Raw genomic sequence first — 26,268 nt, forward strand, 5'->3', positions numbered from 1 at the left:
GTCAAATGCGATTACGCTAAGGCCCGATAAGTGGGCGTTATCGTCCCGGCAGAACGGTGCGCCTCAGCGCCTCGACCACCGGGATGCCCTGACCCCGCCTGGGGGTCACGAGGCAAACGGCGCGCTCGACTGCCGGATCGGTCAGGGACACGAGCGCGGCGCGGTCGAACGTGCCAAGCGCCTCGACCAGCACCTGGGGTAGAACTGTAGCGCCCATTCCCTGCATGGCCATGACGACGGCAGCCATGAAACCGTTCGTCTCGGCCACCACGTCCGGTTCGACGCCGGCTTCCTCGAAGATCCGGTCGAGGATGCGGCGGTTCTGCATCTCGGGTTCGAGAAGGATCAGCGGCAACTCGGCCGCTTTGGCCCAAGTCATGCTGGCGGATTTGCCGGGATTGAGGCTGTCGGGGACGAGAAGGACGTACTTCTCGCGGTACAACTCGTCGATCCTCAGAAAATCGGCCGACGCGGCATCGGCGTAGGTCAGGCCTGCGTCGAAGCGGCCGTCCTCGATCCCTTGCTGGATGGCGAGAGACGTCGTCGACTCGATGCGCGTGCGGATGCCGGGATTCCCTTCGCGCAGACGATGCGCGACATGGGCGGCAAAGGCGGTCGCCGTGGGAATGGCGGCAAGGACCAGCCGCCCCACGACCTCGCCTTTCGCGGCGCGAACCTCTTCTTCCAGCGTGCGCACCTGGTCGAGAATGCCGAGCGCATGGTTCACGATGGTCTGGCCCTCGGCCGTCAGCCCCTGGAAGCGGTTGCCGCGCTTGACGATCTGGGTGTCGAGACGCTCCTCGAGGTTGCGGATCCGCATCGAAAACGCGGGCTGCGACATACCGCAGGTCTCGGCCGCCTTGGCGAAGTGCCTCTGACGCGTCAGCGCCACCAGACATTCGAGGTCTCTGAGATCCAACATCGCGGCTCCTTTGCTCCCCATCTCGCACAGCGGAACGGGCGCACACAAGTTGACAGGTCTGATCCCGCTGGTATACCACACACCACGTACGCGTGAACACGGAGGGGAGGCCGCGACATGCTGCTTTCTGAATACAAGTCCAAGGAATTGCTGCACCAATACGGCTTGAAGGTGCCGTCGGGCCGGATCGCGCGTACCGCTGACGAGGCCGAGGCCGCCTGTGCCGGCATCCTGTCAGGCTCGTACCCCGGAATTGCCTCCAAGAAATACGCGGTAAAGGCCCAGATCGCCGCCGGCGGCCGCGGGCTTGCAGGCGGCGTGCGCTTCGCCGCGACCCCATCGTCCGTCCGTGACGAAGCGGCGCGGATGCTGGGACGCAACCTCGTCACCCAGCAGACCGGGCCTGAGGGCGAGACGGTCGCCAGCGTGTACGTCGAGGCCGCTCTCGACCTGAAAGCGCAGTATTTCGTGGCCTTCGCTCTCGACCTCGACAGCGGCGCACCGATGCTTCTCGCCTCCTCGGACGGCGGCGTCGAGTTCGAGCAGAAAGCGCGAATGGATTCGGACACCGTACATACCCTCGTCATTCCCGATGAGGATCGCGTCGCCCTTACCGCCTTCCTCTCGGACCTTGGTGTCGACGAGGCTGCGGCGGACCCCATCCTGGCCGCACGGCGCGCCTTTCTCGACAACGACATGACTCTTCTCGAGATCAACCCCTTCGCGAAAACCGCCGAGGGCGACTGGGTCGCTATCGACGCCAAGATCACGCTCGACGCCTCCGCCGCTTTCCGTCACCCCGAGTTCGAGACGATGCTGGCCGAACAGGCCATCCCGGGGGTCGAGGCCGAGGCCGCGAAGAGCAACATCAACTTCGTGAAGTTGGACGGCGACATGGGCGTCGTGGTGAACGGCGCGGGGCTTGGCCTCGCCACCAACGACATGATCGCCGACGCGGGGGGAAAAGCGGCCAACTTCATGGACATACGCACCACCGCGACCAGCTTCGACATCGCCAAGGGAGTCGAGCTTCTGCTGAAGGACCCGAAGGTGAAAGTGATCCTCCTGAACGTCCATGGCGGCGGCATGACAGTCTGCGACACGGTGGCCGAGGGCGTGGCCTTCGCCTACAGCCGGGCCGAGCGCAAGCTGCCCTGCGTGGCGCGGCTGGCAGGAACCAACGCCGACTGGGGCCTGCGCATCCTCAAGGACCGCAAGGTCCCCGCCGAAGTCGTGAGCGACATGACGGGAGCGGTAAAACGCGCGGTCGCTCTGGCGCAAGGAGCGCGCTGATGGCCATTCTCGTGAACGCCGACACCAAGGTCCTGATCCAGGGGATGACCGGCCGGGCCGGCACCTTCTACGCCGATCAGACCATGCGCTACGGCACGAACGTCGTTGCCGGCGTCCGACCGGGCCGGGGTGCCACCCGGCACCTGGGCCTGCCGATCTACGACACGGTGAAGGACGCCGTGCGCGAGACGGGAGCCAATGCCTCGCTCGTGATCGTACCCGCGCCCAAGGCGGCCGATGCCATCATCGAGGCGATCGAGGCAGGGATCGGCACGATCGTCTGCGTCACCGAACGCGTGCCCCAGCATGACATGGGCCGGGTGAAGCGCGCCCTTCAGGGTTCGAAGACCGTGCTGATCGGCCCGAACAGCCAGGGCATCCTGACCCCCGGCCAGTGCAAGATCGGCGTGATGCCCACCAAGGATGCGACCGCCGGCGGGGTCGGCATCGTCTCGCGCTCTGCCTCGCTGACCTCCGAGATCCTGGCGCGGTGTTCCGCGGCGAGGTTGGGCCAGTCGACGACGGTGGGCGTGGGCGGCGATGCCCTGCACGGCGTCGGCTTCGTGGAGTGCCTGAAGCTCTTCCGCGATGATCCCGAGACCGAAGCCGTCGTTCTGATCGGCGAGATCGGCGGGCGCGAAGAGGAGAAGGCGGCGGAGTACCTTTGCGGCACCGACTACGGCAAGCCCGTGATCGCGCTGGTCGTCGGTCGTCATGCGCCCGAAGGCCGCCGCATGGGACACGCGGGCACGCTTTCCGTGCTCGGGGCCCTGTCGGCGGAACACAAGATCTCGCGACTGAAATCGGCGGGCGTTCTGGTTGCGAAGAACGCCGATCATGTAGTCGATACGGTCCTGACCGCTCTCGACCGCAAGTAGGACCGCCGATGCCCCAAGCCCTGCCCTCGACCATGCGCGCCATCGTCATGCGCGAACCCGGCGCGCCCGACGTCCTGGAGATCGCCGAGATCGAGACACCCGACACCCGACCGCACGAGGTGCTGATCCGGGTGACGGCCGCAGGGGTGAACGGCCCCGACCTCGTGCAGCGTCGCGGGCACTATCCGCCGCCGAAAGGCGCCTCCCCGCACCTGGGCCTCGAGGTCTCGGGCGAGGTCGTGGCCCTCGGGTCGGAGGTGACGCGCTGGAGCGTCGGCGACCGGGTCGTGGCGCTGACGAATGGCGGCGGCTACGCCGAATTCGTGGCCGTCGACGCGTCGCATTGCCTGACGGTGCCAGGGAACGTCGCCGAGATCGACGCGGCGGGTCTGCCGGAAACCTATTTCACTGTCTGGTCCAACGTCTTCCACGGTCACGATATTCCGACGGGAGGTTCCTTCCTCGTCCACGGCGGCGCGGGCGGGATCGGGTCGACGGCGGTGCAGCTTGGCCATGCCTTCGGGCTGAAGGTGCTGACGACGGTGCCGGACGCCGCGGCGGCCGACTTCGTCACTGGCCTCGGCGCCGACCGGGCGATCAACTTCAACGATGAGGACTTTGTCGAGGTCGTTCGCGAGGCGGGCGGCGCGGACATCGTTCTCGACATCATCGGGGGCGACTACGTCGCGCGGAACATCAAGGCCTGCCGCCCCGACGCCCGGATCATCCAGCTTGCCTTCAACGCCGGCTCCAAGGTCGAGATCGACCTGATGCCTGTCATGCTGAAGCGCCTCAGCTATACCGGGTCCACGCTTCGCTCGCGACCAGACGCCTTCAAGGCTGCCGTCGCCGCCGAGTTGCAGGACAAGGTCTGGCCACTCTTTGCAAAAGGCAAGCTGCGCCCCGTCACCCACGAGGTGCTTCCCCTCGAAAAAGCGGCCGACGCACATCGCCTGATGGAGTCCGCAAGACACGCGGGCAAGATCCTTCTGACGCCATAAAAACACAACGATAACAAGAGACAGGGAGAGAGACGTGAGAAAGGTGTGGAACTTCGTCGAGGAATACTCGGCGCTTCTCATTCTCGGCGCGATCGCCGCGCTGGTCTGGGCCAACCTGGCGCCGGACAGCTATCACCACGTCGTCGAGTATCCCCTGATGGAAGGCGGCCCGATCGGCGCCATGCACGATGACGGACAGGGCCATGTCGGGCGTGTCCTGACGCTCCACTTCCTCGTCAACGACATCCTGATGGCCTTCTTCTTCGCTCTGGCGGGCAAGGAAGTCTGGGAAGCCGTCGCGCTGCGGGAGGGATCGCTGCGCGGCAAGAAGGCGGTGACCCCGCTCATCGCCACGGCGGGCGGCATGATCGGCCCGGCGGCGGTCTATCTGATCGGCGCGCTGATGCTGGGCAAGTTCGCGACACTGGCGAACGGCTGGGCCATCCCGACGGCGACCGACATCGCGTTTTCGTACCTCGTCGGCCGAATCGTCTTCGGCGCGGGCCACCCGGCGGTCGGGTTCCTCCTCCTCCTCGCCATCGCGGACGACGCGGCGGGTCTCATCATTCTCGCGATCTTCTATCCCTCGGGCGACCTCGCGCCCGCATGGCTTCTCGTCTCGCTCGCTGCGGCCGTGGGAGCTTATATCCTCTTCAACTGGATGCCGAGGCGGCTCGACCGGGGCAACCAGGAGCGTCCGAACTCGACCTTCTTCCGCAAGACCCTGTCGTTCTGGCCCTACCTGATCGCCGGTGCGATTTCCTGGTATGCCTTCCACCAGGCCGGCATCCACCCGGCCCTGGGTCTTCTGCCCATCGTGCCCGCCTTCCCGCACGGCGACATCGACTACGGCATCTTCGCCGAAGAGGAGGTTCACCAGACCGACCTTCTCAACCACACCGAGCATGTGCTGAAACGTCCCGTCGAAGTTGTGCTCTTCTTCTTCGGCCTGATGAACGCGGGCGTCGAGTTCTCGTCCGTGGGGGCGGCGACGACGCTGGTGCTGGCGGGCCTTCTGATCGGGAAGCCTCTCGGCATCTTCGCCATGGGTTATCTTGGGGCCCACGTCCTCAAGTTCGGTCTGCCCGACGGCATGAAGACCTCGGACCTCTTCGTCCTCGGCTGCGTCGCGGCCATCGGCTTCACCGTCTCGCTCTTCGTGGCCTCGGTCGCCTTCCCGCCGGGCGAGGTGCAGGACGCGGCCAAGATGGGCGCGCTCCTGTCGTTCTTCGCGGCCGCCGTGTCCTGGGTCGTCGGCAAGATGTTCAACGCCAAGGGCGGCACACCGAAGCCGGCTCCGGCCGAGTGATCCGAGCGGGGCGGCCTTCGGGCCGCCCTTTCTTCATCCGGAGGTCGAGATGCCCACAATCGCTCCTCTTTCCGATGCCGACTGGCCCGAGAGCATCGCCGACATGAAGGATGGCTTCGCCGGCGCCTTGAACGTCTATCGCACGATGGCGCACCATCCCGAGCTTCTCAGGGCCTGGGCACCCCTGCGCCAGCATTTGGTGAAGGACAGCGCGCTCGGCCCCGATAAAAGCGAGATCGTCATCCTGCGCACCGCCCTTCGTCTCGGATCGGAGTATGAATGGGTTCACCACGTTGCCCGCGCGCGCGCCATCGGACTGCCGGACCACCGGATCGCGGCGGTGCGGGAAATGCCCGACGGCGAGGACGGAACGATCGTCCGCGCGGTGGACGCCGTGATCGATCACCACCGGCTGCCGCCCGACCTCGAAGCCGACCTCGAGCAAGCGCTCGGACGCCGTGCGGTTTTCGACCTGATCGCGATGGTGGGCTTCTACGGCATCCTCGGCACCATCCTGTTGACCTACGACGTGCCGACCGACCCCGCGATACAGGCGGCATTCGACGCGGATCCGCTGTGATGGACGCGACGCACGCGCCGTCATAGAACGGCGGCATGACCGACTTCGCGAGCTATCCCTCCCTTCGCGGCCGCGCCGTTCTCGTCACGGGCGGCGCCTCCGGCATCGGCGCCGATATCGTGCGCGCCTTCGACGCACAGGACGCGCGGGTCGCCTTTCTGGACATCCAGGACGATGCCGGGCGGGCGCTGGCCGAGGAGCTTGGCGGGCGCGCGCTCTATCTCCACGCCGACGTGACCGACATTCCGGCCCTGCGGGCAGCGATAGAAGAAGCCGCCCACAGGCTCGGCCCCATCCGCGTTCTTGTGAACAACGCGGCCAACGACCGGCGCGAGGACGTGGACGGCGTGACCGTCGAGGGCTGGGACCACGCTCAGGCCGTCAACCTGCGCCCGCACTTCTTCGCCGCTCAAGCTGTGCGGCAGGGCATGAGGGACGCGGGCGGCGGCTCCATCGTCAACTTCTCGTCCATCGCCTGGCGGCTCGGGATGCGCGAATTGGCGTCCTACTCCGCGGCGAAGGCGGCCATCGTCGGCCTGACCCATTCCCTTGCCGACGCCTTCGGCGACGACGCCATCCGCGTCAACGCCATAGAACCCGGCGCGGTCATCACGGCGCGGCAGCGCGAACTGTGGTACCAGACCGACGAGGCGGTTCAGGCGCTGGTCCAGCGCCAACGCATCAAGCAGGTCCTGACCGGCGACGACGTGGCGCGACTGGTCCTGTTCCTCGCCTCGGACGACTCGCGGATGATCACGAAGCAATCCTACGTGATCGACGCCGGGATGCTCTGAGACGTCATGGATCCGTTGCGCGAATCCGGTAAGGGATCGCGTAACGAACAAAAGAGCAGCCCGATGACAGAACTCGATCCCACACGCTTCGTCCTGTCCGTTCTCTTCGGACGCAAGGTGCGCGTCACCCTGCCCGACTGGCTTCGGCCCTAGCCCTTCAGCAGGTCCGCGATCATCACGGCCCGCCCCGTCTCGGCGCTTTGCGTCGCGGCAACGCCCGTCAGCACGGACATCGCTCCGGCGCGGGCTCCGGCCCGCTGGCCCGCAGGATCGTCGACTTCGGGCGTGAAAAGCGCCTTGTGCAGCAGCGGGTCGCCTCCGAAGTGACCGCCGGGGCCATGCTCCACCCGGATGCGTTCGACCGAGCGGTCCGTGCCGAGAACGAGGATCTCGTCGACGCCCTTCGGCGCGTCGAAGGCCTGCTTCTCGTACATGCGGCATTCGATCCGCCCGTGGGTGCCGTTGAAGGCCAGGTGAGACCCCTCGATCGGCATGTAGGCGTTGAGCGAATAGCTGACCTGCACGCCGTTGTCGTAGAGGATCGCCGCCGTCATCGTGTCGTAGATGTCGATGTCCTCGCGATAGACGCAGGCGTCGCGGAAGTAGCCGTCCTCGGCTGACGGACCTTCGTAGAGGTCTTCCAGCCAGTCGGACGTCGACATGTCGAGATAGAATTCGCATTCGTCCGCATGCGGGCACCCCTTGCAGCGTCTGCTGCGGAAGGGTCCGTTCCTTCCGTATTTCTCGAGGCTTCCCTGCCCGAAGACGCGTACCGGATCGGCGTCGATCCACCAGTTCAGGAGGTCGAAGTGGTGCGTCGCCTTGTGAACGAAGAGGCTGCCGGAGAACCGTTTGTAGGCGTGCCAGCGGCGGAAGTAGTCGGCGCCGTGGGTGGTGTCGAGATACCAGTGGAAGTCGCACGACGTGATCCGCCCGATGCGCCCCGACGCGAGAAGCTCGCGGATTTTCCGGCTGGTCGGCGCGAAGCGATAGTTGAAGGCGACGTCCACGCGCCGACCTGTCCGCGCTTCGGCGTCGAGGATCCGGCGCACCTGCTCGGCCGTGACGGCCATCGGCTTTTCGGTGACGACGTCCATGCCGTCTTCCAGCGCCTTCACGATGATATCGGCATGGGTATCGTCGCGGGTGCAGACGACCAGCGTGTGGGGCTTCGCCTCCGCCACCATCTCACTCAGATCGGTCGATGCGACGAGGCCCGGCCCCAGCCTGCGCTGCGCGACGGCCAACCGTGCTACGTTGACGTCCGACAACCCTACAAGCTCGACCTCGTCCGCGCAGGTGGCTGGTGCGTCCCCGGCCCAGGTCCCCGTGCCCCTGTGACCGGTGCCCACAACCGCGATGCGCCGCTTGTTCGTTGCCATCTGGAATTCCATTGCCGCAGAAGTAACAGTTTGGTTACTATGAGCCAGCTTCTACGGGTGTCAAGCCATGGACCAAGCTCTTCCAGACGACGCCAGACCTCCGCGCCCCCGTGAGCGCAATCCCGAGCGCACGACACGGGATATCCTTCTCGCCGCGCGCGAGGAATTCGTCGAACACGGCCTTGAGGGCGCTCGCGTCGACAGGATCGCCACGCGCGCCGGGGCGAACAAGCGCCTGCTTTACCACTACGTCGGCAACAAGGAAGCGCTCTACGCCCGCGTCCTTCTGGACGCCTACCGCGACATCCGTGCAGGCGAGCATGAGTTGAACCTGGCCCGCCTCGCCCCGCGCGAAGCGATGGCAAAACTCGTGGGCTTCACCTTCGATCACTTCGCCGAACATCCCTGGTTCATCCGCCTGCTTCAGACCGAGAACATCCAGCGCGCGGCCTTCGTGAAGGAGATGCCTGACCTGCGCGAGTTGCACTCTCCCATCATCCGACAGATTCGCGAGGTTCTGTCGGCGGGAGAGGCCGAAGGCGTCTTCCGGACCGGCGTCGACCCAATTCAGCTTTACATAACCATCGCCGGTCTCAGCTATTTCTACTTCTCGAACATCCACACGTTGTCCGTTGTTTTTCAAGATGATCTCGCCAGCGAGGCGGGTCAGGCAACACGCCGCGCCCATGCCATTGACGTCGTGCTCAGCTACCTCGCGCCAAAAGTCTTGCCACACAAATAACTATCGAGTTACTTTTGCTCCATGCACGGCGAAAGTCGGCAGTGGCGATCTTTGTCGCCTCACAAGGGAGGAAATGATGACTACGACATATTCCCGCCGCCAGTTCGGCGGCATCCTGGGCGCAGCACTGTCGGCGACCGCCCTTTCCGGCACCGCGGCCTTTGCGCAGGCCGGCGCCGTCCGGCTGATCTGGTGGGGCAACCCCGAGCGCGACAAGCGCACCAACGCCGTCGTCGACCTCTACCAGACCAAGACCGGGTCCACTGTATCGCCCGAGACATATGCCTGGGGCGACTACTGGCAGAAGCTGGCGACGCAGGCCGCGGGCAAGAGCCTGCCCGACGTGATCCAGATGGATTACCGCTATATCTTCGAATACGCGCGCCGGAACCAGTTGGCCGCCCTCGACGAGTTCATCGGGAGCGAGCTGGAGCTTGCCGACTACGACGCGAACCAGCTCGCCTCGGGTGTCGTCGACGGAAAGACCTACGGCATCTCCATGGGCGCCAACTCGATGAGCCACGTCTACAACAAGACGGTGCTGGATGGCCTGGGCGTGACCCTTCCCGACAGCACGTCCTGGACGACGGACGACTGGGTGGCGATCGGCAAGGACATCAAGGACAAGCTGCCCGACGGCATGTATTTCTCGGAAAACATGGGCATCCTCGAGCCGCGCCTTCAGACCTGGGTGCGCTCGGCCGGCAAGGACCTCTACACGCCCGAGGGCAAGATCGGCTATGATCTTGAAGACCTCGTCGCCTACTTCGAGTTCTGGAAGATGATGCAGGACGAGGGCCTGACCCCGCCCGCCGACGTACAGGCGCAGGACTCGGGCAAGATGGAAGAGTCGATGATGGCGACCAAGCAGGGCGTCTTCAACTTCCTGCACTCGAACCAGCTTGTCGCCATGCAGAACCTCGTCGAGGACGAGATCGACATGGTGATGATCCCGAACTCGGGTCCGAACGCCGGGCAGTACATGAAGCCCTCGATGTTCCTCTCGATGTCCGAGACGGCGGCCGACAAGGCGGCGGCGGCGCAGCTGATGAACTTCTTCATCACCGATCCCGACGCAAACGACATCCTCCTGATCGAGCGCGGCGTGACTGGCGACGCTTCGATCCGCGAGAGGATCACGCCGGGCCTGACCGAGACCGAGCAGAAGATCATCAACTATCTCGACATCGTAGGAACCCACGTCAGCCCGTTGCCGCCCCCGCCGCCCGCCAACGCTGGCGAGATCGACCGCGCGCTGCGTCCTGCGTGGGAGTCCGTCGCCTTCGGCCAGGTCGATCTGGAAGCCGCCGCGAAGGATTTCTACGAGAACTCGATCCGCTCGCTGGAACGGGCCTGAAGCCTTGACGGCGATCGCCGACACCACGGGAGGGCGCGCCGCGCCCTCCCGCCAGGGCTGGATTGCCCGGGCCTGGGCCAGGAACGGAGCGGGATACATGTTCCTGCTGCCATGGCTCATCGGCTTTTTCGGGCTGACGCTCGGTCCGACGCTCGCGTCGCTTTACCTGTCCTTTACCGATTACGACCTCCTGACCTCGCCGCGCTGGTCGGGGCTCGAGAACTATGAATACGCCTTCTTCCACGACCGCCGTCTCGGCAACGCCCTGAGCGTGACCTTCACCTACGTGCTGTGGTCCGTGCCGCTGAAGCTGACCGTGGCGCTCCTCCTCGCGATGGTGCTGGACCGTTCCGTGCGAGGTGTCGCCTTCTACCGCGCGACCTTCTACCTGCCCTCGCTTCTCGGCGCGTCCGTCGCCATCGCCGTCCTGTGGCGGCAGATCTTCGGGGCGCAGGGGCTGGTCAACCAGATGCTGTTCCTGCTGACGGGCATGAAGGGCCCGGCCTGGGTCGCGCATCCGGACTATGCGCTGACGACGCTGATCGTGCTGGCGATCTGGCAGTTCGGCTCGCCCATGATCATCTTCCTCGCCGGCCTGCGACAGGTGCCCCAGGACCTCTACGAGGCCGCGTCGATGGACGGGGCGTCGGGCTGGCGTCAGTTCCGCAAGATCACGCTGCCGCTGCTTGCGCCGGTGATCTTCTTCAACCTGGTGTTCCAGACCATCGAGGCCTTCAAGGCCTTTACCCAGGCCTACATCGTCTCTGGCGGACAGGGCGGGCCGGTCGATTCCACGCTCTTCTATTCGCTCTACCTCTACGAGGAGGCCTTCGCCAACTTCCGTATGGGCTATGCGAGCGCGCTGGCCTGGCTTCTGCTCGTCATCATCGCCATCTTCACTGCCATTGCCTTCGCCACGTCGAAGTACTGGGTCTATTACGAGGACGAGGGCCGATGAGCAGGCACAAACCCACCGGAATGCGCACCCAGGTCGCGCGCCACTCGATCCTCTTCATCGCCGCCATGTGCATGATCTACCCGCTTCTGTGGATGATCATGTCGTCCTTCAAGGACGACGCGGTGATCTTCTCGGACCCGACCGCCCTGCCGCGCACCTTCGATCTGTCGAACTACCGCGAGGGATGGACCGCGCTTCGCGTCAGTTTCACGACCTTCTACGCCAACTCGTTCCTGATCTCGATCTTCGCGGTCATCGGGAACCTGATGGCCTGTTCGCTGACCGCCTTCGCCTTCGCGCGGCTCGAGTTCAGGGGCCGCAAGATCTTCTTTGCGCTGATGATGGCGACGCTCATGCTGCCCTACCACGTCACGCTCGTGCCGCAGTACGTGCTATTCCAGAAGTTCGGCTGGGTGAACACCTTCTATCCGCTGATCGTGCCGAAGTACCTCGCGGTGGACGCCTTCTTCATCTTCCTGATGGTCCAGTTCTTCCGTGGCATCCCGCGCGAGATCGACGAAGCGGCGATCATGGACGGCTGCGGACCCTGGCGAATCTACTGGAAGATCATGCTGCCGCTGTCGACGCCGGTGTTGGCCACCGCCGCCATCTTCTCGTTCATCTGGACCTACGACGACTTCCTCGGGCCGCTGATCTACCTGAACGACATCAACCTCTACACCGTGCCTCTGGCGCTGAGGGCCTTCGTCGACGGCGGCGGCGGGCAGTCGCTTTACGGTCCGCTTTTCGCGATGTCGACGCTGTCGCTGGTGCCCGTCTTCATCGTCTTCCTCGCGTTCCAGAAACTCATCATCCGGGGCGTCGCCCTCGGTGCGCTGAAGAGGTGAGGTAATGACAGAGGGTTTCGACTTCGCCGTCATCGGCATCAACCACGGTCATATCCACGGCCAGGTCGACGCCATGCTCGGCGCGGGCTGCCGGCTGACGGCGTTTCATGCGCCCGAGGACGACCTCGCCCGCGATTTCGCCGCCCGCTATCCGCAGGCCCGGCGGGTGACGGAGGACGAGGCGATCCTGTCCGATCCGTCGGTGCGGCTGGTGGTGGGTGCGGGCATCCCCTCGACCCGCGCGGACATGGCGATCCGTGCGATGCGCGCGGGCAAGGACGTGATGGTCGACAAGCCCGGCTGCACCACGCGCGCGCAACTCGACGAGTTGAAGCGCGTACAGGCCGAGACCGGGCGCATCTGGTCCGTGCTCTATTCCGAGCATCACCGGCAGAAGTCCACGGTCCGCGCCGTCGAGATGGTCGCCAGCGGCGCGGTAGGGCGCGTGATCCATGTCGCGGGCTTTGGACCGCACCGGATTCTTGATCCGGCGGAGCGTCCGGACTGGTTCTGGGAGCCTGAGCGGAACGGCGCGATCCTGACCGACATCGCGTCGCACCAGTTCGAGCAGTTCCTGGCGCTGACCCGCGCCACCGAGGCGCGCGTCCTCCATTCGGTCGAGGCGAGCGTCGACCACCCGGACCGTCCCGCTTTCCTGGACTATGGCCACGCCGTGGTCACAGGCGGTGGCGCGACGGGTTTCCACCGCGTCGACTGGTTTACACCGGAGGGCTCGCCTGTCTGGGGCGATGGACGGCTCTTCATCATCGGCACCGAAGGCACCATCGAACTGAGGAAGTACATGGACACCGAGGGCCGACCCGGCGGAGACCACCTTTTCCTGACCGACGGCAAAGGCACGCGGCACATCGACTGCACGGACACGCCCCTGCCCTTTGGTCCGCGCCTGCGCGACGACGTGTTGAACCGGACCGAGACGGCGATGCCGCAGGCGCGGTGTTTCCTCGCGATGGACCTGGCCCTTCAAGCGCACGAGATGGCCACGGGGCTAGACGGCGGCGAACGGCCGGAGGTCAGGACATGAGACGACTGAAGGTCGGCATCGTGGGTTCCGGCATCGGCGCCAGTCACGCGATGGCCTACAACGCCCTGCCCGATCTCTACGAGATCGCGGCGCTCTGCGACATCGACCCCGCGCGACGCGCCGAACTGGCAGAGAACGAGCGCATCCCGCGACAGGTCGACAGCCTCGACGCTCTCTTCGACCTCGATCTCGACATCGTCGACATATGTACGCCCTCGGGCCTCCACTTCGCCCAGACCAAGGCGGCGCTCGAGGCAGGCTTCGACGTGGTCGCCGAAAAGCCCGTCGCGCAGTCGCTGGCCGAACTGGACCTGCTGTCCGAGGCCGAGCGGGCGAGCGGCAAGCGCATCTGCCCGATCTTCCAATACCGCTTTGGCCACGGGCTCGCCAAGCTCAAGCACCTGATCGCCAAGGGTCGCGCCGGCCAGCCCCTGATGGCCACCGCCGAGACGCACTGGTTCCGCGACGAGGTGTATTACAATCGGGCGGCATGGCGCGGAACCTGGGACGGCGAACTCGGCGGCTGCTTCACGACCCACGCCATCCACATCCACGACATCCTCTGCGAGGTCCTGGGCGAGCCCGTTTCGGTCCACGCCCGCACCACTCGGCAGGTCAACGGCAACGAGACCGAGGATCAAGGCATCCTGTCGCTCGTCTTCTCGTCGGGCGCCATGGCCTCGTCCAACGTCACGCTGGCCTCGCGCCAGCAGACCTCGCGCCTGCGGTTCGTGTTCCGCGACCTCGTGGCCGAGAGTGGCCTCGACCCCTACAACCCCGGCCACGAACCCTGGACCTTTCCCGACGACGACGCCGAGCGCGCGCGGGCCACGCAGGAGGCGCTGGCGGACTTCGAGCCCTTGCCGGAGCGTTTCCCGGGCCAGTTCGTCCGGATGCACGAGGCCTTCTCGACCGGCACCGACCTTCCCGTCACGCTCGCGGACTCGCGCCGCTCGATCGAGCTTCTCACGGCCGCCTACTGGTCGGCGCGGACCGGAGAGACGGTCGCCCTGCCCCTGTCCGACGACCACCCCTTCTACGGCGGCTGGGTCGAAACGATGAAGAAGGACGCGCCCCATGGCTGATCTCGAACTCCGCCAGGTGGTCAAGGATTTCGGCAACCTGCGCGTCATCCACGGCATCGACCTCAAGATAGACCACGGCGAGTTCATCGTCTTCGTCGGCCCGTCGGGCTGCGGCAAGTCCACGCTTCTGCGCATGATCGCCGGGCTGGAAGAGATCTCGGGCGGCGATGTGATGATCGACGGGCAGGTCGTGAACGACATGCCGGCCGCCAGGCGCGAGCTGGCGATGGTCTTCCAGTCCTACGCGCTCTACCCCCACATGAGCGTGCGGAAGAACCTGGCGTTCGGGCTCGAGACCATGAAGGTGCCGAAGCCGGAGATCGAAAGGCAGGTCAAGCAGGCCGCCGACATCCTCCAGATCAACGAGCTTCTGGACCGAAAGCCCGGCCAGTTGTCCGGCGGGCAGCGCCAGCGCGTCGCCATCGGACGCGCCATTGTCCGCGAGCCGCGCATCTTTCTCTTCGACGAGCCGCTGTCAAACCTCGATGCCGAGTTGCGTATGCAGATGCGGGTCGAGATCAACCGGCTGCACCGCCGCCTCGGCTCGACCATGGTCTTCGTCACCCATGACCAGGTCGAAGCGATGACGCTGGCCGACCGCATCGTCGTCCTGCGCGCCGGACGGGTCGAGCAGGTCGGCTCCCCTCTCGAACTCTACAATAAGCCCGACAACATCTTCGTCGCGGGCTTCCTTGGCAGCCCCCGGATGAATTTCCTGCCCGGCACGGTCGACCGTGTCGAGGGCCACCGGGGCGAGATCCTGCTGGCCGGCGGCCAACGTCTGACGACCGAGTTCTCGGCTCCGCCGAAGGCGGGCGAGGCCGTGACCATCGGCGTGCGGCCCGAGGACCTTGTGCCGGTGCCCGAGACCGACGCCGTGCTCATTGGCGAGGTCACCATCGCCGAGCAGCTCGGCGGCGAGACCTATGTCTACGTCACCTTGCCCGACGGGCAGAGCGCGACGGTCGAGATCAAGGGGCAAGCCCGCGTCAGGCCGGGCGACCGCCTGCACCTCGCCTTCGAGGACGGCAAGTTCCACATCTTCGGTAGCGACGAGAAGGTCATCCGGCGCACCTGAGGCGTCGGCAAGAACAGGAATGGATCATGGCTGAGAAGCGTATCGGCATCATCATGCACGGCGTCACGGGACGGATGGGCTATAACCAGCACCTCGTCCGGTCGGTCAAGGCGATCATGGCGGATGGCGGCGTGAAGCTGTCCAACGGCGACAGGCTGATGCCGGACCCGATCATCGTGGGACGCGCTGCCCGGAAGATCGAGGCGATGGCCAAGGCCGAGGGGCTGTCCCGCTGGTCCGGCGACCTCGACGCCTGCCTCGCCGATCCGAACGACGAGTTGTTCTTCGACGCGGGCACGACGCAGATGCGGTGCGCGCTGCTGGCGAAGGCGATCAACGCGGGCAAGGCGGTCTATTGCGAAAAGCCGACCGCCGACAATCTCGACGACGCCCTCGCCATTGCGCGGCTCGCCCGCGAGAAGGGCATCAAGAACGGCGTCGTGCAGGACAAGCTCTTCCTTCCGGGCCTCGTCAAGCTGAAGGCGCTGATCGACAGCGGGTTCTTCGGCCGCATCCTCTCGGTCCGGGGCGAGTTCGGCTATTGGGTCTTCGAAGGCGACTGGCGTGCGGCGCAGCGGCCCTCGTGGAATTACCGCAAGGGCGACGGCGGCGGCATCATCCTCGATATGCTCTGCCACTGGCGCTATGTCCTCGACAACATCTTCGGCGAGGTGAAGGCCGTCTCCTGCCTCGGCGCGACGCACATTCCCGAGAGGTGGGACGAGGCTGGCCAGCGCTATGACGCGGACGCCGACGACGCGGCCTATGCGACCTTCGAACTGGACGGCGGGATCATTGCGCAGATCAACTCGTCCTGGTGTACCCGCGTGCAGCGCGACGACCTCGTCACCTTCCACGTCGACGGCACGCACGGTTCGGCGGTGGCGGGGCTGACGGGATGCAAGACCCAGCACCGGGTGAACACGCCGAAGCCCGTGTGGAACCCGGACGAGCCGAACCCGCACGACTTCCACGCCCAGTGGGAGGAGGTGCCGGACGTCCAGGACTATCCGAACGGGTTCCGCGTCCAGTGGGAGATGTTCCTGCGCCATCTCGTCGAGGACACGCCCTGGACCTACGACCTGATGGCCGGGGCGCGAGGGGTCCAACTGGCCGAACTGGGCCTGAAAAGCTGGGCCGAACGGCGTTGGCTCGACGTGCCCCCGCTGGAGGGTTGAGCCATGGCCCGCGTCACTCTTCCAAAGGGATCGGGAACGGACGTCTACGAAACCGGCGCCCCCGGCGACTTCGACGCGGCACCCGACGTGCCGCTCACACGCATCGCCTTCGCCGCCGCGCATGTGGTGGCCGACCCCTTCGCCGACAACGACCCCTGGCTGTCTCCCGCTATCGACTGGGAGGCGACGCTTGCCTTCCGCCACCATCTCTGGAGTCATGGCATGGCCGTCGCCGAGGCGATGGACACCGCGCAGCGCGGCATGGGCCTTGGCTGGGCGGAAGCGCTGGAGTTGATCGAGCGCTCGGTCGCCGAAGCAAAAACCGTTCCTGGTGCCGTCGTCTTTTCCGGCGTCGGCACCGATCATGTCGCCCCGTCCCCCGACCTGACGCTCGACCAGATACGCGACGCGTATCTGGAACAGCTCGAGGCAGTCGAGGGTGCGGGCGGTCGCGTGATCCTCATGGCGTCGCGCGCTCTTGCCGCAGGCGCCGGGGCCGCGGACGACTATGCCCGTGTCTACGGCGAGGTTCTCTCCCAGGCCTCGGAGCCGGTAATCATTCACTGGCTCGGCGACATGTTCGATCCCGCCCTCGCGGGTTACTGGGGCTCGGACGACGTGCCGACAGCGATGGATACGTGCCTCAGCATCCTTACGCAGAACGCGGACAAGATTGATGGAATCAAGATCAGCCTTTTGTCCAAACAAGCCGAAATCGACATGCGCCGCCGCCTGCCGCAGGGCATCCGCATGTATACCGGCGACGACTTCAACTACGCCGAGCTGATCGAGGGCGACGAGCACGGCCATTCGGACGCGCTTCTGGGCATTTTCGACGCCATCGCCCCTGCCGCGTCGGCTGCGATGAAGCACCTTGCGGCCGGGGACACGGCCCGGTTCGATGCTATCCTCGCGCCGACCGTCCCTCTGTCGCGGCACATCTTCAAGGCGCCCACGCGGTTCTACAAGACGGGCGTCGTGTTCCTGGCCTGGCTCAATGGCCACCAGTCGCATTTCACGATGATCGGGGGGCAGGAATCCACGCGCTCGACCCTGCACCTGGCCGAGTTGTTCCGGCTCGCTGACCGTGCCGGACTTCTCTCCGACCCTGACCGGGCGGCCGCCCGGATGGCCACTCTTATGGCGGTGCGGGGCGTCGACTGATGCCGGACATATCGCAGTTGTCGATCAACACGGCCACCGTCAGGGGCCGCTACAGGCTGGACGAGATCCTGGCCGCAGTCGCGCGGCACGGCATCCCCGCCGTCTCGCCCTGGCGCGACCAGATCGCTGAGCTGGGGCTGGCCGAGACGGCGCGGCGTATCCGCGACCTTGGGCTGAAGGTGTCGGGCCTGTGCCGGGGTGGAATGTTTCCCGCCAATGACAGGGGCGGTTTCGAGAGCAACCTCGACGACAACCGCCGCGCCGCCGACGAGGCGGCGGAGCTGAACGCCGATTGTCTGGTGCTGGTGGTGGGTGGCCTGCCTGAGGGATCGAAGGACCTCGCCGGGGCGCGCTCGCAGGTCCGGGACGGGATCGCTGCCTTGCAGGACTACGCCACGCCCCTTGGGGTGAAGCTCGCCATCGAGCCGCTGCACCCGATGTACTGCGCCGATCGGGCGGTGGTGAACACCATGGCGCAGGCTCTCGACATCTGCGACGAGATCGGTGGCGAGGTCGGCGTGGCCTGCGACGTCTACCACGTCTGGTGGGATCCGGACCTGGAACGCCAGATCGCGCGGGCGGGCAAGGCGCGGCTGCACGCCTTCCACATCTGCGACTGGCTGCGCGTGACGAAGGACCTCCTTCTCGACCGGGGGATGATGGGGGACGGCGTCATCGACATCGCGCAGGTGCGCGGCTGGGTCGAGGCACAGGGCTACGACGGTTTCCACGAATGCGAGATCTTCTCGGCGCAGGACTGGTGGACGCGCGACATCGACGAGGTGCTGAAGACCGTCATCGAACGGCACCGTGCCTGCTGAAATCTCAGGTCTGGGTGAAGAAGGCCGGGTGCTGCGCCTTCAATTCGGCCACCCGCCCCACCGAGCCCGACAGATGCGCGCGCATGGCACCCGCCGCCCCGTCCGGGTCGCGCGCCTCGATCCGGTCGAGGATTTCGCCGTGGAAGCGCACGATCGTCTCCATCTTGCCCTTCGCCGGAAGGTCGAGCCTCTGGCACCGCGCAAGCGCGCCCTGGCGACGTTCGACCATCGCGTGGACAAGACCCATGCCGACACCCTCGAAAAGGCTGCGGTGGAACGATCGGTCGAGATCCTGGAACATGTCCATCTGGCCCGTATCGCCGACCAGCGTGTTCTGCATTGCAAGGATGCGCCGCGCACGCGCTGGCGCCTCGCCGCCCTCGATCCGCGCCAGCCGCCGGACGACTTCGCATTCGACCGACACGCGCAGGAAATGCGTCTCGTGGAGGGCGACTTCATCGATGCGCGTCACGACCGTACGGGATTGCGGGAAGATCATCACGAGGCCGTCCATCTCGAGCGCCTGGAGCGCTTCGCGCACCGGCGTCTGGCTGACGCCGAAGCGGGCGGCAAGCTCGGCGCGCGACAGGGTCGCGTCGGGCGGCAGGGCAAGGTCTAGGATCTCGGAGCGGAGGGCGTCGTAGACGCGTTCGCCCGCGGCGCTGCTGCGCGCGGTCCCCGCACCCCCGAAATCCAGCGTTCCGCCCATCCCGCAACTCTCCGCCAGAGTGAAACCGATCGGTTGTGCCGGTCCCGTGGCTGATATATTAGTTCGATCAGTCGCGTTTGACCATCCTGCGTGCTTGCCGCACAGGCCGTCCGCGCGACACACCGGCCAGAGAGCCGGGCTCATCAGGAGGACCGCATGACCCACAAACGCCCCGAGGATCTTCGATCTGCCCGCTGGTTCGCACCCGACGACCTGCGCTCGATGGGCCATCGAAGCCGCGCGATGCAGATGGGGCTCTCGGAAGAGGACTGGGAGGGCAAGCCGGTCATCGCGGTCATCAATACATGGTCCGATCTATCGCCCTGTCACCACCACCTGCGCGACCGTGCCGAGCAGGTGAAGCGCGGCATCCTCCAGGCAGGCGGGATGCCGGCCGAGCTTCCGGTTCATTCCTTCAGCGAACAGTTCCTGAAGCCCACCTCGATGCTCTACCGCAACATGGGCGCGATGGAGGTCGAGGAGACGCTGCGCTCGCACCCCGTCGACGGCGCGGTCCTCCTGGGCGGCTGCGACAAGTCCACGCCCGCGCTCATCATGGGCGCTATCTCCATGGGCATCCCGTTCATCTTCATGCCGGCGGGCGCCATGCTTCGCGGCAACTATGCGGGCCAGAAGCTGGGCTCCGGCACAGATGTCTGGAAGTACTGGGACGAGCGCCGCGCGGGCACCATCGGCAAGGAAGAGTGGATGGGCGTGCAGGGCGGGATCGCGCGATCCTACGGCACCTGCATGACCATGGGGACGGCTTCGACCATGATGTCGATCGCCGAAGGCTGGGGCCTGACGCTGCCCGGCGCGTCGTCCATCCCCGCCCCCGATGCGGGCCACAAGCGGATGGCGGCCGCCTGCGGGCGGCGCATCGTCGACATGGTGTGGGAGGACCTGACGCCCGACCGCATCATCACCGCCGCCTCGACGCGCAACGCCACCGCGGTCGCGATGGCCACGGGCTGCTCGACCAACGCCATCATCCACCTGATCGCCATGGCGCGCCGCGCCGGGGTCGAGTGGGGCCTCGACGACCTCGACCGGATCGGGCGCGAAGTGCCGGTGCTGGCGAACCTGCGTCCGTCGGGCAAGGAATACCTGATGGAGGACTTCTTCTACGCCGGCGGCCTGCCCGCGCTGATGAAGGAGATGTCGGGCAAGCTGGACCTTTCGGTCACCACCGTCACGGGCCGCACCCTGGGCGAGTGCATCGAGGGCGCCGTCAACTACAACGACGACGTGATCCGGCCGATGTCGAACCCGCTCTATCATGAGGGGTCTCTTGCCGTCCTGCGCGGCAACCTCGCCCCCGATGGCGCGGTCATCAAGCCCGCCGCGATGGACTCGCGCTTCCAGGTCCACTCCGGCCCGGCCATCGTCGCCGACAACTATGCCGACCTGAAGAAGATCATCAACGACGAGAACTATCCGATGACGCCGGACCATGTCCTGGTGCTGCGCAATGCCGGTCCCCAGGGCGGGCCGGGGATGCCGGAATGGGGCATGATCCCGATGCCGAAGGCGCTGCTGAAGCAGGGCCACCGCGACATGATGCGGCTGTCGGACGCGCGCATGTCGGGAACCTCCTACGGGGCCTGCATCCTGCACGTCGCGCCCGAGGCCTTCATCGGCGGGCCGCTGGCGCTGATAAAGACCGGCGACATCATCGAGATGAACATCCCGAACCGGACGCTGAACGTGAAGCTGTCTGCCGAGGAACTCGAGGAGCGCCGCGCGGCCTGGACGCCGCCCGAGGCCCGTTACGAACGCGGCTATGGCTACATGTTCACCAAGCACGTCGAGCAGGCCGACAAGGGCTGCGACTTCGACTTCCTCAAGACCGAATTCGGCGGCCCCGTCCCGGAACCGGAGATCAACTGATGCCCGAGGTGCTGACGCCGGAGCAGATCGCCTTCTATCGCGAGGAAGGCTATCTGGTGCTGGAGCGGCGGATCCCCGCCCCGGTGATGGACAGCATCCGGGCCGAGATCGCGCGCTTCACCGAGATGGCGCGGGGGATGACGGCCTCGGACGACCGGCTGGACCTCGAGGACAGCCACACCCCCGATGCGCCGCGGGTGCGCCGGGTGAAGCTGCCGCACACCCAGTCGCGGCCGATCGACGAGTTGATGCGGTCGGATTTGATCCTCGCCCCGGTCCGCGACCTGATCGGGTCGAACCTGCGACTTCAGACCACCAAGCTGAACATGAAATCGGCGGGCTTCGGGGCAGCTGTCGAGTGGCACCAGGACTGGGGCTTCTATCCCTATACCAACGACGATGTGCTGGCGGTGGGCGTGATGATCGACGACTTCACGCCTGCGAACGGCCCCCTGATGGTCTTCCCCGGCACGCATCGTGGACGGGCCTATGACCATCACCATGATGGCCGGTTCGTGGGTGCCATGGACCTTGCCGCCTCGGGACTCGACATGAAAGACGCCGTGCCGCTGATGGGGCCGGCGGGGTCGATCTCGATCCACCACGCGCGCATCGTCCACGGCTCGGCCTTGAACCGTTCGACGCAGGACCGGCGCGTGATCTTCTACGAGATGATGGCCGCCGACGCCTTCCCGGTCCACGGCGGACGCGGCAAGTGGGAGGGGCTGGAGGAGTTCGACGCCCGGATGCTCTGCGGCACGTCCACGCTCGAGCCGCGCGTCGTGCCCTGCCCGATGCGCATCGCCTATCCCGACCCGCCGTCCCAGGGCTCGATCTACGAGGTCCAGAAGGGACTGGGCAAACGATCCTTCGAGGTGTTGCAATGACCGACCTGACCCAGAAACTGACCGGCATCTCGGGCATCCTCGTGACGCCGTTCGACGCCGATGACCGCATTGCACCCAAGGGCCTGAAGCCGGTGGTGGATCGCGCGATCAAGGCCGGCGTTCATATCCTGACCGCGAACGGCAACACGGGCGAATACTATGGCCTGACCGCCGACGAGGCCGAGCGCATGGTTCATGCCGCCTGCGAGACGGTCGCGGGCCGCGTGCCGGTGATCGGCGGCGTGGGGCGGTCGGTCCATGAGGCCTGCGCGCTGGCGAAGGCGTCGAAGACGGCGGGCGTCGCGGGGCTGATGGTCCACCAGACGCCCGATCCCTTCGTGGCGCCGCGCGGTTTCCGCGACTATGTCGCGCGCGTGGCCGAGGCAGGCGACGGGCTGCCGCTAGTCCTCTACCTCCGCAATGACGCCATCGGCACGGACAACATCGTCAAGCTCTGCCAGGTCGAGGGCGTGGCGGGCGTCAAGTGGGCGACGCCGAACCCTCTGAAGCTGGCCGATGCCATCGACAATTCGCCGGAGGATGTCATCTGGGTCGGCGGTCTGGCCGAGGTCTGGGCGCCGCCGCTATATGCCGTTGGCGCGCGGGGCTTCACGAGCGGCCTCATCAACGTCTGGCCCGAACGGTCGGTCGCGATCCACGCGGCCCTCGACGGCGGCGACTATGACGAGGCGAACCGACTGATCCGGGGGATGCGCGTCTTCGAGGACATTCGCGCCGAGGAAATGAACGGCACCAACGTCACCGGCGTGAAATCCGCTCTGGCGATGATGGGCCACGACTGCGGCCCGACGCGCCCGCCCTCGGCCTGGCCCCTGACGGACGACCAGTCGAGACGGCTGAGGGGCTTTCTTGCGGACAACGGACTTCTGACGGACAAGGTGGCATGACCGACGTATCTCCCGAGACCATCGAAAAACTGCGCCACGTCTCGGTGGCGACCCTCGCGACGGCGCTCTTCAAGCGCGGCCTTCGGAACCAGACCATCCAGGACGTGCGGCCCCTGTCGCACAAGGGCCGGAACATGGTCGGCCCGGCCTTCACGCTGCGCTACATCCCCGCGCGCGAGGACCGCAACCAGTTGAGCGAGTTCCGCAATCCGCAGCACCCGCAGCGCCACGCCATCGAGACCTGTCCCAAGGGACATGTCATGGTCATCGACAGCCGCAAGGATGCGCGCGCCGCGAGTGCGGGCGATATCCTGGTGACGCGCCTGATGATGCGCGGCGGCGAGGGCATCGTGACCGACGGAGGCTTCCGCGACTCGATGCGGATCGCCGACCTGGACATGCGGTCCTATCACGCGCGCCCGGCCAGCCCGACGAACCTGACGATCAACGAGGCCATCGAGATCAACGGACCTATCGGCTGTGGCGACGCGCCCGTATTTCCCGGCGACATCATCGTCGGCGACGACGACAGCGTCATCGTGATCCCCGCGCATATCGCGGCCGAGGTGGCGGACGAGGCGACCGAGATGACGGCCTTCGAGGATTTCGTGGTCGAACAGGTGCGCGCGGGCGAGACGATCATCGGCCTTTACCCGGCGACGAAGGACGAGACGCTGGAGAAATTCGCGGCATGGCGCAAGGAGAAGGGCCGGTGAGACTTTCGGACGAGGAACTGAAGGGGCTCTGGCTGGGCCGGGTCTGGCGTCCGGGCATCGGACCTTCCGTGGTGACGCTGCGCGACGGCGTGGCGGTCGACATCACGTCGAAGACCGCACCGACCGTCCGCGACGTGCTGGAGCTGGAGGATCCGGCTGCCCATGTGCGCGACGCCTCGGGTGAAAGCCTGGGGACCGCATCCGACATCTCCGGTCTGACGGACGCCAAGGACAGCCTGCACTGGCTGGCGCCCTGCGACCTTCAGGCGGTCAAGGCCTGCGGAGTGACCTTCGCACAGTCGATGGTCGAGCGGGTGATCGAGGAAAAGGCGGCTGGCGATCCGTCGAAGGCCGACGCGATCCGCAAGCGCGTGACCGAGATCATCGGCGACAGCCTCCAGAGCCTCGTCGCCGGGTCCGAGAAGGCGGCCGAGGTCAAGGCCGAGCTGATCCGTGTCGGCATCTGGTCGCAGTACCTGGAAGTCGGCATCGGGCCGGACGCCGAGGTCTTCTCGAAGGCGCAACCCCTGTCGTCGGTCGGAACCGGGGCGGAGATCGGCCTGCACCCCGTCTCGACCTGGAACAACCCGGAGCCGGAGATCGTTCTGGCGGTGAACTCTCGGGGCGAGGTTCCCGGCGTAACCCTCGGGAACGACGTCAATTTGCGCGACATCGAAGGACGCTCGGCGCTGCTTCTGCCGATGGCGAAGGACAACAACGCCTCATGCGCCATCGGGCCGATGATCCGCCTGTTCGACGAAACCTACAGCCTCGACGACGCCCGCGCCGCGGTGCTGGACCTGACGGTCGAGGGCGAGGATGGCTATGTGCTGGCCGGGCGCTCCCTGATGTCCGAGATCAGCCGCGATCCGCTCGATCTGGTAAAACACGTCGTGGGCCTGCATCACCAGTACCCGGACGGCTTCATGCTGTTCCTTGGCACGCTCTTTGCGCCGATCGAAGACCGCGACCACCCAGGCCAGGGCTTCACCCACAAGATCGGCGACCGCGTGACGATTGCGTCGGACGGGCTAGGTCGGCTGGAGAACACCGTGCGGCTGTCGACCGACTGCCCGCAATGGACCTTCGGCCTGGCCGACCTGATGCGCAATCTCGCGGGCCGCAACCTTCTATGACAAGGATTTGACAATGCTGGATAAAAGCACATTCACCCCTCACGGTAAGCACCTGATCGCGGGCGAGTGGGTCGCAGGCGAGACGACCTTCTCGTCCGAGCCCGCGCATGGTCCGGCGCATGACTTTTCCGTCGGCACCCCTGCGCTTGTCGATCGCGCCTGCGAGGCGGCGGAAGACGCCTTCTGGACCTACGCCTATTCCTCGAGGGATGACCGCGCGAAGTTCCTGAACGCCATCGCCGACGAAATCGAGGCACGGGCCGAAGCGATCACCGAGATCGGCACGCAAGAGACCGGCTTGCCCGAGGCACGACTTCAGGGCGAACGCGGTCGGACGACGGGGCAGCTTCGCCTTTTCGCCGAGCACATCCTGAAGGGCGACTACCTCGACCGGCGGCATGACAAGGCTCTGCCCGACCGCAAGCCCCTGCCCCGTCCCGACCTGAAGATGGTGCAGCGCCCCATTGGGCCTGTGGCGGTCTTCGGCGCGTCGAACTTCCCGCTGGCGTTCTCGACGGCGGGCGGCGACACGGCGGCGGCGCTGGCTGCGGGATGTCCCGTGGTCGTCAAGGGCCACTCGGCCCACCCCGGCACGGGCGAGATCGTGGCCGAGGCGATCCACGCGGCGATCCAGTCCTGCGGGATGCCCGCCGGCGTCTTCTCCCTGATCCAGGGCGGCAAGCGTGATGTGGGCACTGCCCTCGTCCAGCACCCGCGCATCAAGGCCGTGGGCTTCACCGGCTCGCTCGGCGGGGGTCGCGCGCTGTTCGACCTTTGCGCGCAGCGGGACGAGCCGATTCCGTTCTTCGGTGAGCTGGGCTCGGTCAACCCGATGTTCCTGCTGCCCGAGGCAGCCAAGGCGCGCGGCAAGGCCATCGGCGAAGGCTGGGCCGGGTCGCTGACCATGGGCGCGGGCCAGTTCTGCACCAATCCCGGCATCGCGGTGGTCGAGACCGGCCCGGACGGCGACGCCTTCGTCAAGGCGGCGGCCGAGGCGCTGAAAGGCGTTCAGACCCAGTGCATGCTGACCGACGGGATTGCGAACGCCTACAAGGACGGCAAGTCGCGCTTCGACGGGCGCAACGCGGTGAAGCCGGTGCTGACGACCGACAGCGAAGGCCGCAACGCCAGCCCCAACCTCTATGAGACCGATGCCGCGAACTACCTCCAGGACCACGCGCTTGGCGAGGAGGTCTTCGGGCCGCTCGGCCTTGTCGTCCGCGTCTTGGGCTCCGACGAGATGCTAGAGCTTGCGAAGGGCTTCGAGGGTCAGCTTACGGCCACCCTCCACATGGACGAGGGCGACACCGACCGCGCCCGCACGCTGGTGCCCGTTCTCGAGCGGAAGGCGGGCCGCATTCTTGTGAACGGCTTCCCGACCGGGGTCGAGGTGGCCGATGCGATGGTCCACGGCGGACCCTACCCCGCCTCGACCAACTTCGGCGCGACGAGCGTGGGCACCCTGTCGATCCGGCGCTTCCTGCGGCCGGTGTGCTTCCAGAACATGCCGGACGCGATCCTGCCCGACGACCTGCGTTCCTGAAACCCCGAGGGCGGCCTTGCGCCGCCCTCCCTTGCCGGACAAGC

25 protein-coding genes are annotated in these 26,268 nt (G+C 66.3%); 22 read left to right on the plus strand and 3 right to left on the minus strand.

Annotated elements, in window-relative coordinates; all coding sequences use genetic code 11:
- Positions 1-37: 37 nt before the first annotated feature.
- A complete protein-coding gene (locus EF888_RS14175; RefSeq protein ID WP_109760795.1) occupies positions 38-922 on the minus strand; it encodes a LysR family transcriptional regulator in 885 nt (294 codons plus the stop codon).
- Between the two features lie 117 nt (positions 923-1,039).
- Between EF888_RS14175 and EF888_RS14180 the strand changes: the two genes are divergently transcribed.
- Genes EF888_RS14180 through EF888_RS14205 form a run of 6 tightly spaced genes read left to right on the plus strand, consistent with a single transcriptional unit; the run spans position 1,040 to position 6,777 of the window.
- Positions 1,040-2,215 (plus strand): succinate--CoA ligase subunit beta, encoded by a 1,176-nt coding sequence (locus EF888_RS14180; RefSeq protein ID WP_109760794.1) that lies wholly within the window; start codon positions 1,040-1,042, stop codon positions 2,213-2,215.
- The gene (sucD, locus tag EF888_RS14185; protein WP_109760793.1) at positions 2,215-3,093 is read left to right on the plus strand and encodes a succinate--CoA ligase subunit alpha; all 879 of its coding nucleotides are present in this window, start codon (positions 2,215-2,217) and stop codon (positions 3,091-3,093) included. Before EF888_RS14180 ends, sucD begins: the two co-directional genes overlap by 1 nt.
- A gap of 8 nt (positions 3,094-3,101) precedes the next feature.
- The gene (locus EF888_RS14190; protein ID WP_109760792.1) at positions 3,102-4,094 is read left to right on the plus strand and encodes an NAD(P)H-quinone oxidoreductase; all 993 of its coding nucleotides are present in this window, start codon (positions 3,102-3,104) and stop codon (positions 4,092-4,094) included.
- 34 nt (positions 4,095-4,128) lie between these two features.
- On the plus strand, positions 4,129-5,403 hold the full coding sequence (locus tag EF888_RS14195; protein WP_109760791.1) for a Na+/H+ antiporter NhaA: 1,275 nt from the start codon (positions 4,129-4,131) through the stop codon (positions 5,401-5,403).
- Positions 5,404-5,452: 49 nt separating this feature from the next.
- On the plus strand, positions 5,453-5,983 hold the full coding sequence (locus EF888_RS14200; RefSeq protein ID WP_109760790.1) for a carboxymuconolactone decarboxylase family protein: 531 nt from the start codon (positions 5,453-5,455) through the stop codon (positions 5,981-5,983).
- A gap of 35 nt (positions 5,984-6,018) precedes the next feature.
- Positions 6,019-6,777 (plus strand): SDR family NAD(P)-dependent oxidoreductase, encoded by a 759-nt coding sequence (locus EF888_RS14205; RefSeq protein WP_109760789.1) that lies wholly within the window; start codon positions 6,019-6,021, stop codon positions 6,775-6,777.
- A 149-nt stretch (positions 6,778-6,926) separates the two neighbouring features.
- On the opposite strand, the gene EF888_RS14210 is transcribed toward EF888_RS14205, so the two are convergent.
- The gene (locus EF888_RS14210) at positions 6,927-8,159 is read right to left on the minus strand and encodes a Gfo/Idh/MocA family protein (RefSeq protein WP_109760788.1); all 1,233 of its coding nucleotides are present in this window, start codon (positions 8,157-8,159) and stop codon (positions 6,927-6,929) included.
- A 67-nt stretch (positions 8,160-8,226) separates the two neighbouring features.
- Here EF888_RS14210 and EF888_RS14215 point away from each other — a divergent pair, with 67 nt between their 5' ends.
- From EF888_RS14215 to EF888_RS14260, 10 genes are all read left to right on the plus strand, one after another.
- A complete protein-coding gene (locus tag EF888_RS14215) occupies positions 8,227-8,901 on the plus strand; it encodes a TetR/AcrR family transcriptional regulator (RefSeq protein ID WP_109760787.1) in 675 nt (224 codons plus the stop codon).
- A gap of 76 nt (positions 8,902-8,977) precedes the next feature.
- Positions 8,978-10,258, plus strand: a complete 1,281-nt coding sequence (locus EF888_RS14220) for an ABC transporter substrate-binding protein (RefSeq protein ID WP_164721699.1) — start codon at positions 8,978-8,980, stop codon at positions 10,256-10,258.
- A 4-nt stretch (positions 10,259-10,262) separates the two neighbouring features.
- Positions 10,263-11,216, plus strand: coding sequence for a carbohydrate ABC transporter permease (locus EF888_RS14225; protein ID WP_241239677.1), 954 nt, complete (start codon positions 10,263-10,265; stop codon positions 11,214-11,216).
- Positions 11,213-12,064 (plus strand): carbohydrate ABC transporter permease, encoded by an 852-nt coding sequence (locus tag EF888_RS14230; protein ID WP_109760784.1) that lies wholly within the window; start codon positions 11,213-11,215, stop codon positions 12,062-12,064. Before EF888_RS14225 ends, EF888_RS14230 begins: the two co-directional genes overlap by 4 nt.
- Positions 12,065-12,068: 4 nt before the next feature.
- Positions 12,069-13,109: a Gfo/Idh/MocA family protein gene (locus EF888_RS14235; RefSeq protein ID WP_109760783.1), complete on the plus strand. Its 1,041-nt coding sequence runs from the start codon at positions 12,069-12,071 to the stop codon at positions 13,107-13,109.
- A complete protein-coding gene (locus EF888_RS14240; RefSeq protein ID WP_164721700.1) occupies positions 13,106-14,194 on the plus strand; it encodes a Gfo/Idh/MocA family protein in 1,089 nt (362 codons plus the stop codon). Before EF888_RS14235 ends, EF888_RS14240 begins: the two co-directional genes overlap by 4 nt.
- Positions 14,187-15,272 carry an ABC transporter ATP-binding protein gene (locus tag EF888_RS14245; protein ID WP_109760782.1) on the plus strand — a complete coding sequence of 362 codons (1,086 nt, stop codon included), beginning with the start codon at positions 14,187-14,189 and terminating at the stop codon, positions 15,270-15,272. The genes EF888_RS14240 and EF888_RS14245 overlap by 8 nt, the downstream gene beginning before the upstream one ends.
- 26 nt (positions 15,273-15,298) lie before the next feature.
- On the plus strand, positions 15,299-16,450 hold the full coding sequence (locus tag EF888_RS14250) for a Gfo/Idh/MocA family protein (RefSeq protein WP_109760781.1): 1,152 nt from the start codon (positions 15,299-15,301) through the stop codon (positions 16,448-16,450).
- Positions 16,451-16,453: 3 nt separating this feature from the next.
- The gene (locus EF888_RS14255) at positions 16,454-17,614 is read left to right on the plus strand and encodes a dihydrodipicolinate synthase family protein (RefSeq protein WP_109760780.1); all 1,161 of its coding nucleotides are present in this window, start codon (positions 16,454-16,456) and stop codon (positions 17,612-17,614) included.
- Positions 17,614-18,435, plus strand: a complete 822-nt coding sequence (locus tag EF888_RS14260; RefSeq protein ID WP_109760779.1) for a sugar phosphate isomerase/epimerase family protein — start codon at positions 17,614-17,616, stop codon at positions 18,433-18,435. Before EF888_RS14255 ends, EF888_RS14260 begins: the two co-directional genes overlap by 1 nt.
- Before the next feature lie 4 nt (positions 18,436-18,439).
- On the opposite strand, the gene EF888_RS14265 is transcribed toward EF888_RS14260, so the two are convergent.
- Positions 18,440-19,144: a GntR family transcriptional regulator gene (locus tag EF888_RS14265; protein ID WP_164721701.1), complete on the minus strand. Its 705-nt coding sequence runs from the start codon at positions 19,142-19,144 to the stop codon at positions 18,440-18,442.
- A gap of 156 nt (positions 19,145-19,300) precedes the next feature.
- On the opposite strand from EF888_RS14265, the gene araD reads away from it, so the two are divergent.
- The 6 genes from araD to EF888_RS14295 are packed head-to-tail and all read left to right on the plus strand — an operon-like array spanning position 19,301 to position 26,224.
- Entirely contained in the window at positions 19,301-21,034 is a 1,734-nt protein-coding gene (gene araD / locus EF888_RS14270) for an L-arabinonate dehydratase (RefSeq protein WP_109760777.1), read from the plus strand.
- Entirely contained in the window at positions 21,034-21,921 is an 888-nt protein-coding gene (locus EF888_RS14275) for a phytanoyl-CoA dioxygenase family protein (RefSeq protein ID WP_109760776.1), read from the plus strand. The genes araD and EF888_RS14275 overlap by 1 nt, the downstream gene beginning before the upstream one ends.
- A complete protein-coding gene (locus tag EF888_RS14280; protein ID WP_109760775.1) occupies positions 21,918-22,829 on the plus strand; it encodes a dihydrodipicolinate synthase family protein in 912 nt (303 codons plus the stop codon). Before EF888_RS14275 ends, EF888_RS14280 begins: the two co-directional genes overlap by 4 nt.
- Positions 22,826-23,545, plus strand: coding sequence for a ribonuclease activity regulator RraA (locus EF888_RS14285; protein WP_109760774.1), 720 nt, complete (start codon positions 22,826-22,828; stop codon positions 23,543-23,545). Before EF888_RS14280 ends, EF888_RS14285 begins: the two co-directional genes overlap by 4 nt.
- On the plus strand, positions 23,521-24,681 hold the full coding sequence (locus tag EF888_RS14290; RefSeq protein WP_109760773.1) for a fumarylacetoacetate hydrolase family protein: 1,161 nt from the start codon (positions 23,521-23,523) through the stop codon (positions 24,679-24,681). The genes EF888_RS14285 and EF888_RS14290 overlap by 25 nt, the downstream gene beginning before the upstream one ends.
- Before the next feature lie 13 nt (positions 24,682-24,694).
- Positions 24,695-26,224 carry an aldehyde dehydrogenase (NADP(+)) gene (locus EF888_RS14295; RefSeq protein ID WP_109760772.1) on the plus strand — a complete coding sequence of 510 codons (1,530 nt, stop codon included), beginning with the start codon at positions 24,695-24,697 and terminating at the stop codon, positions 26,222-26,224.
- Positions 26,225-26,268: the final 44 nt, after the last annotated feature.

The sequence above is a fragment of the Silicimonas algicola genome (assembly GCF_003970735.1).
Classification (GTDB): Bacteria; Pseudomonadota; Alphaproteobacteria; order Rhodobacterales; family Rhodobacteraceae; genus Silicimonas; species Silicimonas algicola.

Excerpts from the sequence above, each read along its gene's own strand:
- EF888_RS14175 (WP_109760795.1), bottom strand. The coding sequence starts at position 922 with ATGTTGGATCTCAGAGACCTCGAATGTCTGGTGGCGCTGACGCGTCAG.
- EF888_RS14180 (WP_109760794.1), top strand. The coding sequence starts at position 1,040 with ATGCTGCTTTCTGAATACAAGTCCAAGGAATTGCTGCACCAATACGGC.
- sucD (WP_109760793.1), top strand. The coding sequence starts at position 2,215 with ATGGCCATTCTCGTGAACGCCGACACCAAGGTCCTGATCCAGGGGATG.
- EF888_RS14190 (WP_109760792.1), top strand. The coding sequence starts at position 3,102 with ATGCCCCAAGCCCTGCCCTCGACCATGCGCGCCATCGTCATGCGCGAA.
- EF888_RS14200 (WP_109760790.1), top strand. The coding sequence starts at position 5,453 with ATGCCCACAATCGCTCCTCTTTCCGATGCCGACTGGCCCGAGAGCATC.
- EF888_RS14205 (WP_109760789.1), top strand. The coding sequence starts at position 6,019 with ATGACCGACTTCGCGAGCTATCCCTCCCTTCGCGGCCGCGCCGTTCTC.
- EF888_RS14210 (WP_109760788.1), bottom strand. The coding sequence starts at position 8,159 with ATGGCAACGAACAAGCGGCGCATCGCGGTTGTGGGCACCGGTCACAGG.
- EF888_RS14215 (WP_109760787.1), top strand. The coding sequence starts at position 8,227 with ATGGACCAAGCTCTTCCAGACGACGCCAGACCTCCGCGCCCCCGTGAG.
- EF888_RS14220 (WP_164721699.1), top strand. The coding sequence starts at position 8,978 with ATGACTACGACATATTCCCGCCGCCAGTTCGGCGGCATCCTGGGCGCA.
- EF888_RS14230 (WP_109760784.1), top strand. The coding sequence starts at position 11,213 with ATGAGCAGGCACAAACCCACCGGAATGCGCACCCAGGTCGCGCGCCAC.
- EF888_RS14235 (WP_109760783.1), top strand. The coding sequence starts at position 12,069 with ATGACAGAGGGTTTCGACTTCGCCGTCATCGGCATCAACCACGGTCAT.
- EF888_RS14240 (WP_164721700.1), top strand. The coding sequence starts at position 13,106 with ATGAGACGACTGAAGGTCGGCATCGTGGGTTCCGGCATCGGCGCCAGT.
- EF888_RS14245 (WP_109760782.1), top strand. The coding sequence starts at position 14,187 with ATGGCTGATCTCGAACTCCGCCAGGTGGTCAAGGATTTCGGCAACCTG.
- EF888_RS14250 (WP_109760781.1), top strand. The coding sequence starts at position 15,299 with ATGGCTGAGAAGCGTATCGGCATCATCATGCACGGCGTCACGGGACGG.
- EF888_RS14255 (WP_109760780.1), top strand. The coding sequence starts at position 16,454 with ATGGCCCGCGTCACTCTTCCAAAGGGATCGGGAACGGACGTCTACGAA.
- EF888_RS14260 (WP_109760779.1), top strand. The coding sequence starts at position 17,614 with ATGCCGGACATATCGCAGTTGTCGATCAACACGGCCACCGTCAGGGGC.
- EF888_RS14265 (WP_164721701.1), bottom strand. The coding sequence starts at position 19,144 with ATGGGCGGAACGCTGGATTTCGGGGGTGCGGGGACCGCGCGCAGCAGC.
- araD (WP_109760777.1), top strand. The coding sequence starts at position 19,301 with ATGACCCACAAACGCCCCGAGGATCTTCGATCTGCCCGCTGGTTCGCA.
- EF888_RS14275 (WP_109760776.1), top strand. The coding sequence starts at position 21,034 with ATGCCCGAGGTGCTGACGCCGGAGCAGATCGCCTTCTATCGCGAGGAA.
- EF888_RS14280 (WP_109760775.1), top strand. The coding sequence starts at position 21,918 with ATGACCGACCTGACCCAGAAACTGACCGGCATCTCGGGCATCCTCGTG.
- EF888_RS14285 (WP_109760774.1), top strand. The coding sequence starts at position 22,826 with ATGACCGACGTATCTCCCGAGACCATCGAAAAACTGCGCCACGTCTCG.
- EF888_RS14290 (WP_109760773.1), top strand. The coding sequence starts at position 23,521 with ATGGCGCAAGGAGAAGGGCCGGTGAGACTTTCGGACGAGGAACTGAAG.
- EF888_RS14295 (WP_109760772.1), top strand. The coding sequence starts at position 24,695 with ATGCTGGATAAAAGCACATTCACCCCTCACGGTAAGCACCTGATCGCG.